The 10286-nt window shown below is 68.6% G+C and carries 8 protein-coding genes; 6 read left to right on the forward strand and 2 right to left on the reverse strand.

Annotated features, from left to right (window positions below):
- Positions 1-68 precede the first annotated feature (68 nt).
- Together PQI07_RS36695 and PQI07_RS36700 are read left to right on the forward strand one after the other, a co-directional pair.
- Positions 69-1181, forward strand: a complete 1113-nt coding sequence (locus tag PQI07_RS36695; RefSeq protein ID WP_274929332.1) for a nucleotidyltransferase family protein — start codon at positions 69-71, stop codon at positions 1179-1181.
- A gap of 518 nt (positions 1182-1699) precedes the next feature.
- The gene (locus tag PQI07_RS36700; RefSeq protein WP_274929333.1) at positions 1700-2491 is read left to right on the forward strand and encodes a SprT-like domain-containing protein; all 792 of its coding nucleotides are present in this window, start codon (positions 1700-1702) and stop codon (positions 2489-2491) included.
- A 178-nt stretch (positions 2492-2669) separates the two neighbouring features.
- Here PQI07_RS36700 and PQI07_RS36705 read toward each other — a convergent pair whose 3' ends face one another.
- Positions 2670-3239 (reverse strand): recombinase family protein, encoded by a 570-nt coding sequence (locus tag PQI07_RS36705; protein ID WP_043075164.1) that lies wholly within the window; start codon positions 3237-3239, stop codon positions 2670-2672.
- 143 nt (positions 3240-3382) lie between these two features.
- Between PQI07_RS36705 and PQI07_RS36710 the strand changes: the two genes are divergently transcribed.
- Positions 3383-6340 carry a Tn3 family transposase gene (locus tag PQI07_RS36710; protein WP_053622085.1) on the forward strand — a complete coding sequence of 986 codons (2958 nt, stop codon included), beginning with the start codon at positions 3383-3385 and terminating at the stop codon, positions 6338-6340.
- A 309-nt stretch (positions 6341-6649) separates the two neighbouring features.
- Here the strand turns inward: PQI07_RS36710 and PQI07_RS36715 are convergent, their stop codons facing one another.
- The gene (locus PQI07_RS36715) at positions 6650-6877 is read right to left on the reverse strand and encodes a hypothetical protein (RefSeq protein ID WP_274929334.1); all 228 of its coding nucleotides are present in this window, start codon (positions 6875-6877) and stop codon (positions 6650-6652) included.
- Positions 6878-7268: 391 nt separating this feature from the next.
- Here PQI07_RS36715 and istA point away from each other — a divergent pair, with 391 nt between their 5' ends.
- The 3 genes from istA to PQI07_RS36730 all read left to right on the forward strand — a co-directional run bounded on the left by istA (position 7269) and on the right by PQI07_RS36730 (position 10250).
- Complete coding sequence (istA, locus tag PQI07_RS36720) at positions 7269-8789, forward strand: IS21 family transposase (protein WP_274928828.1); 1521 nt, start codon at positions 7269-7271, stop codon at positions 8787-8789.
- Positions 8786-9559 carry an IS21-like element helper ATPase IstB gene (gene istB, locus PQI07_RS36725; RefSeq protein WP_274928827.1) on the forward strand — a complete coding sequence of 258 codons (774 nt, stop codon included), beginning with the start codon at positions 8786-8788 and terminating at the stop codon, positions 9557-9559. The genes istA and istB overlap by 4 nt, the downstream gene beginning before the upstream one ends.
- A gap of 61 nt (positions 9560-9620) precedes the next feature.
- Complete coding sequence (locus tag PQI07_RS36730; protein ID WP_144765874.1) at positions 9621-10250, forward strand: plasmid pRiA4b ORF-3 family protein; 630 nt, start codon at positions 9621-9623, stop codon at positions 10248-10250.
- Positions 10251-10286: the final 36 nt, after the last annotated feature.

The raw sequence follows: 10286 nt of genomic DNA on the forward strand, positions 1-10286 counted from the left end.
AACAAGGCGTCGTATCCCTCCGCCGCTCCGCTATAACTCTTGCGTGAAAAGATTATAGCGGAGCGGCCGTGAAGGAGATCGACCTTGCGTACCGGACGCTCTACGCCGAGCTGTGCCAGCGCAGCCTCGACGGCGCGTTCGAGGCCGACTTCCCGGTCGCGGGCCGCTTCGTGACGGTCCCGGTCAAGGGCCGCGCCTACTGGTACTTCGACCTGCCTGGGCCGGACGGCGTCAAGCGCCGCTACGTTGGGCCCAAGGCCGACGCGCAGATCACGGCACGGGTCGAACGCTTCCAAGCCGTCAAGGACGATCATAAAGCCCGGCGTAAGCTGGTCTCGACCCTCGTGCGGGAGGCGGGATTGCCGGCGGCCGAGCGGTTTTCGGGAGACGTGGTGCAGGCCCTCTCGAAAGCCGGCCTGTTCCGCCTCCGCGGCGTCTTGGTCGGCACCGTCGCGTTCCAGTGCTATCCGGGCATCCTCGGCGTACGACTGCCGAACGCCGCTCTGCAGACCGGCGACGCCGACTTCGCGCAGTTCCACTCCATCTCGGCGGCGGTCGAGGACAGCCTGCCGCCGATGCTCGACGTGCTGCGCTCGGTCGACGCGACCTTTCGCGATGTCCCCCACCAGGCGGACGGGCGACGGTCGACCAAGTTCCGGAACGGGAAGGGCTACGAGGTCGAGTTCCTGACGCCGAACCGCGGCAGCTCCGACCACGACGGCAAGCCGGCGGACATGCCCGCACTGGGCGGTGCCTCGGCGCAACCGCTCCGCTTCCTGGATTTTCTGATCCACGAGCCGGTCAGGGCCGTGCTCCTGCATGGCAGCGGGGTCAACGTCGTGGTGCCGTCCCCGGAGCGTTTCGCCGTCCACAAGCTCATCGTCGCGAGCCGGCGGCGGGACGATCCGGCCGGGCACCTGAAGCGCGACAAGGACGCCGTCCAGGCGGCGGCTCTCGGACAGGCAATGGCTAGAACGCGACGGGCGGGTGATCTCGCCATGGCCTACGCTGAGGCGTGGCACAGAGGCTCGGCTTGGCGGGATGCCTTGCGCGAGGGGCTCGCCTCTGTCCCGATTAAGCACCGGCCGGGGCTCATGCATGGCCTCATCGATGGACTGGGGACGATTGGCGAGGATGCCGAGAAATTCGGGTTCACGGAACTCGGCAATTGGCGCTCATAGCCTCAAGCTTGGGTCACGTGGAAACACGCCCGACGAAACTTCGGGCTTGAGAAGCCGATCGCCTCTCGATCCCCGTGATGTCTCCTCGCTGAAGCTCGTCGGATGTCTTACCTGTGGGCAATCGCTACCGACGTGGCCTCAACGTGCGTGAGCCGCTTGAGCCCTCCAGGCGGTCCGTGGCAGCAGAGGGACGCCTAGGCAACGAACGTGCTGGGGCTGTGGGTTGCCGCTGCTCCGAGATCGGCAGCTCGAAAGGTTAGCGCTGCTCTGCGGCGTTCATCCTCCGGGTCGGCCTGTGCTGGCGCGGCGGAGAGGCGGTCCGGGATCTCTCTTGATCCAGACGGCTGATCCGACCCGTCCCTTGTCCCCGGCATCCGATAGTCCCGTTCGTGGACGCTATGTGGATGAGCCATCGACCGGTCTGCGCCGGTCGCTGAAGGATGCCTTCTTCGGTCGCTGAGAGCCGGGGCCCTACGTGGCTGGCGTGAACCGAGCTCGTCCCGCGACGAGTCGGCACCATGGCACAACCTAAGATTGAGAAACTTGGCCTCGCCTCTTCTCCGGACGGAGATCCGTCGCCGTCGAACGATGGTGTCGCTCGCACGCACGAAGGGGCTGCCGTCCAGCAGGGGTCGGACGCCTCTGTTTCGTACGATACAACGGAGCCGACGACCCAGACCTATCTCGGCTTGACGGAGGCCTACGCGTTCTTCAACGAGCGGCTCTTCGCGAATAAACTGCCACCCTGCCTCATCACCCTCCAGCGCCGACGTGGAGCCTACGGCTACTTCTCCGGTCAGCGCTTCACGACGCGTGACGGCACGCAAGCTACTGACGAGATCGCGCTCAATCCGCGCTACTTCGCCGAGCGCAGCATCGAGAGCACGCTCGCGACCCTGGTCCACGAGATGGTCCACCTGCAGCAGGAGCATTTCGGCACGCCGTCGCGCGGCAGTTATCACAACCAGGAATGGGCGCGGATGATGCGGGCCGTGGGGTTGATCCCGTCCTCGACGGGCGAGCCGGGCGGCAAGGAAACGGGTCAGCGCGTCAGCCATTACATCGAGGAGGACGGACGCTTCGCGCTCGCCTGCGCCGACTTGCTCGCCACGCGGACGGGCATGGTGCCCTTCGTCGAGGCGGGGAGCGAGGCCGACCGCGAGACGCGGGAGAAGAAGGCGGCCAGCAAGACGAAGTACACCTGCCCGGGCTGCGGGGCGAACGCCTGGGCGAAGCCGGAGACCGGCCTCGGCTGTACGGACTGCAACCTGCCGCTGGAGGCTGCGCCGGCCAAGATGACGACCGGCTGAGGCCGATGGCTACCGGAATGACCCTTCGCGATGAGCTCGTCATGTGTATCAGGGTGCACGCGACAGGCAGGGAGAGGCCGCCCTGCAAGAGGGCGTCGCGTTGATTGTTCGCTGAGTTACGGTCGAGACGAACGGGTCGTGAACGGTTGCCGCCTCGGAAGAGCTGCGAGGGTGGCGGCTACACCGCTCGTGTGATCCCGGCGAGGGCCATTTCGCGATAGACGGTGGCGCGGCCGAGCCCGACCTGGCGCCCCGCTTCCGTAGGCGATAGCCCGGCTTGGACGAGTTTCAGGGCGGCCACGACCTTGTCCGGATCGACCGGTTGCCGGCCCGGACGCTTGCCTTTGGCACGGGCCGCCGCGATCCCGTCCTTGGTGCGCTCGGCGATCAGCCGCCGCTCGAAGTGGGCGATCGCACCGAAGACGTGGAAGACCAGTTCGCCGGCGGCCGAGCCGGTGTCGATCTTCTCCTCCAGGCTCACGAGCGCAATGCCGCGTTCCTTGAGCAGGTTTACGCTCGACAACAGCTCGGCGAGAGAGCGCCCGAGTCGGTCGAGGCGAACCACCGCCAGGGTGTCGCCGCGACGCGCGTAGGCGAGGAGTTCGGTCAGGCCGGGCCGGTCCATGCTCTTGCCCGACCGCACGTCGGTGAAGACGCAGATGGCGCCCGCCCGCTCGAGCCGCAGCGTCTGCCCCGCGACGTCCTGGTCTCCGGTCGACACCCGTGCGTAACCCAGCACGTCGCCCATGATCTCGTCCCGCAAACGTCCGTTCTCGGGACGCCCGCCGAGCCGATCCGGCGCAGGCTTCGTTCCCGTCCACTTAATGCGTCCCGTTAAGCATCCGTGTCCACAATGATCCCCTGCCTTCTCTGGACGGTGGGAGGATCGGGATGGCACGTCGGAGCCTGCTGACGGATGCCGAGCGCGAGCGGCTGTTCGGCGTGCCGACGGGTCGCGACGAACTTGTCCGGCGCTACACCCTAGACCTAACCGACCTGGCGCTCGTCTCGGGGCATCGAGGCGACGCGAACCGGCTCGGCTTCGCGCTACAGCTCGCGCTCCTGCGCGACCCCGGCTTCGGTCTCTCTGTCGCTACCGGCGCTCCCGAGGCGCTCGTCGTCTTCCTCGCCGAGCAACTCGGGATCGAGCCGAGCGCCTTTGCCGCTTACGCAGCCCGAGTCGCGACCGCGACCGAGCACGCTCGCGAGCTCGAGCGCGCCCTGGGCCTGCGCCCGGCGACGCGGGTGGATCTGCCGCTGATGATCGAGTCCGCCGCGGCTGCGGCGTGGCCGACAGACAAGGGAGGGCCGATCGCTGAAGGAATCATCCACGCGTTGCGCGACGTCCGCATCGTCCTGCCGACACCCGACACGATCGAACGCGCCGGGCTGGCCGGACGCGCTCGTGCGAGGAAGCGCGCCGCCGACGCTTTGCTCGCCGGCCTCTCGCACGAGCAGATCACAAGGCTCGATGCAATGCTGGCCGTGGATCCTGCGACCGGCCGCACGCTGCTTGCCTGGACGAGGGACCTGCCGGTCGCGCCCAAGCCTGACCACGTTCGCGAACTTGTGGACCGGCTGGCGATGGTGCGCGCGGTCGGTCTCGACCCCACCCTCACCAACCGGATCCACCCCGACCGGCTGCGCGCACTCGTGCGGGAGGGACAACTGTCGTCGCCCCACGCGATCGAACGCTACACGCCGCACCGACGCCGCGCCATCCTGGTCGCGGCGCTGCTCGACCTGGAGAGGCGATTGACCGACGCCGTGCTCGGCATGGCCGATCGGCTGATCGGTGCCAGCTTCACACGGGGGAAGAATGCCCGCGAGCGCACCTACACGGCGACCTCGCGTGACGTTGGCCGGCTCATGCGCCTGCTCCACGGCACGATCGAAGCGGTCGAGGCCGCGGTGCGCGACGGCGGCGACGCGCTCAGCGCGATCGACGGGGCGGTCGGGCTGGACCGGCTTATCCACGCTAAGCCTGACGCGGCTGCGATCGCTGACCTCGCGGAGGAGGATCCGCTGGTGCGCGCCGCCGACCGGCATGGCACCCTCAGGAAGTTCGCGCCGCTCCTTCTAGAGGCGATCGACTTCAGGGCGAGCCGGAGCACGGACCCCACGATTGCTGCTCTCGCCACCCTGCGTCAGCTTAACCGCTCCGGAAAACGCGACGTGCCCCGCGACGCGCCGATGCCGTTCAAGAAGGATTGGCGCAGGCTCGTCGCCGGTGCTGACGGCAAGGTCGACCGCAGGCTCTACGAGACTGCGGTGTTCGCCCACCTGCGTAACAAGTGGCGCTCGGGCGACGTCTGGGTGGAGCGCTCGGGCGAGTATCGTCGCTTCGACAGCTATCTCCTTCCTGCGGCCGAAGCTGCGCCCATCGTCACCGATCTCGACTTGCCGGCGAGCGGCGACGCGTGGCTGTCGGAGCGGGGCCGTGAACTCGACTGGCGCCTCCAGCGCTTCGCAGGCCGCCTGACCCGAGGCCAAGTCGAGGGCGTGTCCATGAAGAACGGCCGGCTGTCTATCGCGCCGGTGCGTTCCGCGACCCCGCCGGACGCGGCGGCGCTGGCCGAGCGCATCGACGCACTGATGCCGCGCGTGCGCGTCACCGACCTTCTTCACGAGGTGGCGCGCGAGACCGGCTTCCTCTCCGCCTTCACCAATCTGCGCACGCACCGGCCGGTCGACAACGAGGCCGCACTCCTGGCCGTGATCCTCGCCGACGCCACCAATCTCGGCCTGTCTCGCATGGCCGAGGCGAGCCAGGGCGTGACCCGCGACCAGCTTCTCTGGACCCGCGAAGCCTATATCCGCGATGAGACATACCGGGCCGCGCTCGCGCGCATCATCGACGCGCACCACGCGCTGCCGATCGCCTGTGTGTGGGGGGATGGCACCACCTCGGCGTCCGACGGTCAGTTCTTCCGGTCGGGCAAGCGCGGCGACGCCGCCGGCGAGGTCAACGCCCGCTACGGTGTCGATCCAGGCTTTGCCTTCTACACCCACACCTCTGATCAGCACGATCCCTTCCATGCGACCGTGATCTCGGCCACCGAGCACGAGGCGCCCTTCGTCCTCGACGGGCTTCTCCATCACGGCAGCGGCCTGAGCATCGCCGAGCACTACACCGATACTGGCGGCAGCACCGACCACGTCCACGCCCTGTGCGCGCTGCTGGGTTTCCGCTTTTGCCCCCGCCTGCGCGACTTCCCCGACCGCCGGCTCGCCTCGATCGAGCCCGCCGCACGATACCCGGCGCTGAAGCCCATCATGGGAAAGAGGGTGCGCGTCGAACTCATTCGCGAGCACTGGGGGGACATCATCCGCCTCGTAGCCTCGCTGAAGGCCGGCGTCGTCGCGCCCTCCGCGATGCTGAAGAAGCTTGCCGCCTACGAACGGCAGAACCAGCTCGACCTCGCGCTCGCCGAGATGGGCCGCATCTGCCGTACGTTGTTCATGCTCGACTGGCTCGAGGCGCCCGCGCTGCGCCGACGCTGCCATGCGGGACTGAACAAGTCCGAGCAGCGCCACGTTCTGGCCGGTGCCATCTGCACCTACAAACAGGGACGCATCGCCGACCGCTCGCGCGAGGCGCAGGAGTATCGCGCTTCGGGGCTCAACCTCGTCATCGCCGCCATCGTATATTGGAACTCGACCTACATGGCCGACGCGGTGGCGCACTTGCGTACGACGGTCGAGCCCGCGCCCGACGACCTGCTGAGCCACACCTCGCCCGTCGGGTGGGAGCACATCGCGCTCTCCGGAGACTTCCTCTGGGACCACGTCGCCATGCCGAGGGGCCGGCGGCCGCTCAACCTGCCGCGCCAACGTCGCGTTGCATGACGTTCACGCAGCGTTCTTCCTTGGCGTAACTGGGCGAACAACCAACGCGACGTCCTCTGCAAGCGTGCACCTCGCGTCGTGCTCATGGACGCGTTTCAGGAGCCGCGGATACCATTCATCGTCCTGGCAGGATCGGTGCAGCCACGATCGGGAAGCGCATCGCTCGGCTGGGAGCCGAGGCGCTCGACCTTGGCGCAGAGCCCCAGACGGCGCTGGCCGCCTTGCGGTGGAATAGGTCTGTCACTCACCGCCCGGCTCGCGGTCTGCAGTGGGTGAACGGGATACCGCGGGGCGCGGGCTCACGCGTCGCTACTGCAGGTGAAGTGATCCGGCGTTGGCACGGATCCAATTGGGCGCGAGAATGTCGCCGGCGTCCATGATGATCCAAGGCGCGGCGTTCTCGGCGTCGATCGCCTCAGCCGCGGCGGCCAGGGCTGCCCGTAGGGTCGGAAACCGGCACGTGGCGGCGACGTGAGCCGGAGCATCGCTCGGCCACAAGGTGAGGTCGGCGGGCTTGTCGAGGTCGGCGAGCGTCATCGGTGCGCTCCGGTCGATGCGGGGGCGGCGCTATACCTGAGGTGCCGCGCCGCCGGTAGATGCCGACACGCCCGATTCGAGGGGTAGCCATGCGTGCGCGCGACTTGTCGAACGAGGCGTCCGCATCCGCCCCATCGGAGCCGACCGGGCCTTCGACGGGTCCGCCGCCCAAGTCATTCAGCTCTCTACGCTATCGTGACAGCGCGTTCACGGCTGGCCTTGGTTCGCCGCTTTGTATCGTACGAACCGATTCAGCGCACCACCGATCCGCCGATGCGAAACTGTACCGACTTGTGTGACGCCAATTACGATTGCCGCCTGACGACGATTGGGATGGCCGGTTCGACGTGAGGGCGCGCAGCCTTCCCCCGTAATCACGGGGAGAGGTCTGATGCCGGGCTTGCACGTCACCGACCGACAGGTCCGGCGCTACATGACCTCACGACGGGAAGGCCAGACGCAGGCTGTCGCGGCAGCCCAGGCCGGCTTCAGCGAGCGTACCGGGCGGCGCATCGAGGCCGGTCCGACACTGCCGAGCCAGAAGCCGCCGCGCGCCTATCGCACCCGCGCCGATCCCTTCGCCGAGGTCTGGCGTGAGGAACTGGTCCCTCTGCTAGAGGCCGTGCCCCACATCCGGGCCACCAGCCTGCTCGAAGAACTCGACCGCCGCCATCCCGGGCGCTTCGGTGAGGGCGTGCTGCGCTCCCTGCAGCGGCGCGTCGCCCACTGGCGCGCCACCCAGGGGCCCGAGCGCGAGCTGATCTTCCGTCAGGAGCATCCGCCCGGGCGACAGGCGCTCTCGGACTTCACCGACGGATCCAAACTCGGCGTCACCGTAGCGGGCCGACCCTTCCCGCATCTGCTCTACCACTTCTGGCTCGCCTACTCGGGCTGGCGCTTCCTCAAAGCGATCTGCGGCGGCGAGAGCTTCACCGCGCTGACCGAGGGCCTGCAGGACGCCCTCTGGCAGCTCGGCGGCGTGCCCCGCGAACACCGTACCGACCGGCTCTCGGCCGCCTACCGCAATCTCGCCACCCGTGACGACGAAGCCGAGGGCTACGCCGCCTTCTGCCGGCACTACGGCCTGGAGCCGACCCGCAACAATGCCGGCCTCGCCCATGAGAACGGCTCCGTGGAGGCGGCCCATGGCCATCTCAAGCTCGGCCTGAGCGAGGCGCTGGAGCTGCGCGGCTCGAAGGACTTCGCCGATCTGGCCGCCTACCAGGCCTTCCTGCAGGACTATGCCCTGCGCAGGAACGCCGCCGTGCGCGACGCCCTGGCGGTGGAGCGTGCCGCCCTCGCGCCGCTGCCCATCTACCGCACCAGCGACTACAGCGTCGCCAGCGCGGGCGTGACGCGCTTCGGCACCATCTCGGTGCGCAACGTCCTCTACACCGTCCCCTCGCGCCTCGTGGGTTGCCGCCTCACGGTGCACGTCTACGACGACCGCCTCGTCTGCCACCTGGGGCTCACACCCGTGCTGACGCTGGCGCGCCGGCACTTCAAGCGCGGCGGCCCGCTCCTGCGCGTCGTCGACTACCGCCACCTCGTCCACGCCCTGGTGCGCAAGCCGCAGGCCTTCCGGCACTCGGTCTTCCGCGAGGACCTGTTCCCCCGCACGGCCTTCCGACGCGCCTGGGACGTCCTCGACGCCCACCTCGACCCACGTCAGGCCTGCCGCGTCTACGTCGGGCTCCTGCACCTGGCCGCCACCCATGCCTGCGAGGGCCAGCTCGCCGATCATCTCGAGGCCGTCATCGATGCCGGTCGCCTGCCCGACCTCGATACCGCGCGCGCCACCGTCGCCCCGCGTGCCTCGAGCACCCCGCTCGTGCGCGTCAGCGCGCCGGATCCGGCCCCCTACGACCGCCTGCTGCCGTCCCTCAGCGCCACCCCGGATCCCACGCCATGACCAAGACCGACGCCGCCAAGCTGCCGGTGATGCTCACCAGCCTGCGCCTGCCGACCATCGCCCGTCTCTGGCAGGAACTCGGGGCCTGCGCCGATCGCGAGGGCTGGGGCGCGGCCCGCTACCTCGCCACCCTGTGCGAGCACGAAGTCCAGGAGCGTCACACCCGCCGCATCGCTCGCCACCTCGCCGAGGCGGACCTGCCTATGGGCAAGACGCTGCAGAGCTTCGAGTTCGCCTCCGTGCCGAGCCTGCGCAAAGCCCACGTGCTCGCCCTCGCCGGCGGCGATGCCTGGCTCGACCAGGGGGCGAACATTTTGCTCTTCGGCCCCTCCGGCACCGGCAAGTCTCATCTGGCGGCGGCCCTCGGCACGGCGCTGGTCGAGAACGGCCACCGCGTCCTGTTCACCCGCACCACCGACCTCGTCCAGAAGCTGCAGGCGGCCCGACGGGATCTCTCGCTGCCGAGCCTTCTGTCCAAGCTCGACCGCTACGACTGCCTGATCCTCGACGATCTCGGCTACGTGCGGAAGGATCAGGCGGAGACCAGCGTGCTGTTCGAGCTCATCGCCGAGCGCTACGAGCGGCGCTCGCTGATCACCACCTGCAACCAGCCCTTCAGCGCATGGGACCAGATCTTCCCCGACCCAGCTATGACCGTGGCGGCCATTGATCGGCTCGTCCACCATGCCACCATCCTGGAACTCAACACCGAGAGCTACCGTCGTCGCGCGGCAGCCAGAGCCGGGGCAGAGGCCTCGACGGCAGCCTAATCGTCGCCGAGGTCCGGGATAGTTGACGCCGCCTCCGAGCCGGTCTGCTCTGGGGGCCATGATGTTCGAGCCTCCCAATGCCTTGCAGATCCACGTCGCGATCGACGGGATCGAGCCCGCGGTCTGGCGTCGGCTCGTGGTCCCCTACACGTGGCATCTGGGCGAGCTGCACCTGGCCATCCAGGCGGCCTTCAACTGGTGGAACTCCCACCTGCACGAGTTCCGGATCGGCGGCCTGCGCTACGGCGATCCCGATGCGGATGAGTGGGGCAGCGCCGATGATCCGCGCGTGTTCGACGAGCGCGAGGTGCGCCTGCTCGACTTCGATCGCGAGCCTGGGCTGGGCTTCACCTATCTCTACGACTTCGGCGACGACTGGTACCACACCGTCACGCTGGAACGGCCCCTGGTCCTCGAAGCCCGGCCGCGCCACGCCACCTGTCTCGACGGAGCCCGGGCCCGGCCGCCGGAGGACGTCGGCGGGCTCGGTGGCTACGCGAACTTCCTGGCCATCATGGCCGATGCCGACGACCCCGAGCATGCCGAGATCCGGCGCTGGTGCGGTGGCCACTTCGACCCCGACTGGTTCGACCGCGCCGTCGTCGACAAGGACCTGAAGAGCGCGCTCAAGCCCAACGTCCGCCGACGCCTGCACCAGCCCAAACCGATACGTCCCGAGCGGCCATCGTAGTCGACGCCCTCAGGACAACGAAATTGTCGTTGCACA

Origin of the sequence: Methylobacterium sp. 092160098-2 (assembly GCF_028920805.1) — a bacterium.
Classification (GTDB): domain Bacteria; phylum Pseudomonadota; class Alphaproteobacteria; order Rhizobiales; family Beijerinckiaceae; genus Methylobacterium; species Methylobacterium fujisawaense.

What these genes read in the sequence shown, in the direction of transcription:
- PQI07_RS36710 (WP_053622085.1), top strand. Translation starts at nt 3,383, where the DNA reads ATGGCACGTCGGAGCCTGCTGACGGATGCCGAGCGCGAGCGGCTGTTC.
- istA (WP_274928828.1), top strand. Translation starts at nt 7,269, where the DNA reads ATGCCGGGCTTGCACGTCACCGACCGACAGGTCCGGCGCTACATGACC.
- PQI07_RS36715 (WP_274929334.1), bottom strand. Translation starts at nt 6,877, where the DNA reads ATGACGCTCGCCGACCTCGACAAGCCCGCCGACCTCACCTTGTGGCCG.
- PQI07_RS36730 (WP_144765874.1), top strand. Translation starts at nt 9,621, where the DNA reads ATGTTCGAGCCTCCCAATGCCTTGCAGATCCACGTCGCGATCGACGGG.
- istB (WP_274928827.1), top strand. Translation starts at nt 8,786, where the DNA reads ATGACCAAGACCGACGCCGCCAAGCTGCCGGTGATGCTCACCAGCCTG.
- PQI07_RS36705 (WP_043075164.1), bottom strand. Translation starts at nt 3,239, where the DNA reads ATGGGCGACGTGCTGGGTTACGCACGGGTGTCGACCGGAGACCAGGAC.
- PQI07_RS36700 (WP_274929333.1), top strand. Translation starts at nt 1,700, where the DNA reads ATGGCACAACCTAAGATTGAGAAACTTGGCCTCGCCTCTTCTCCGGAC.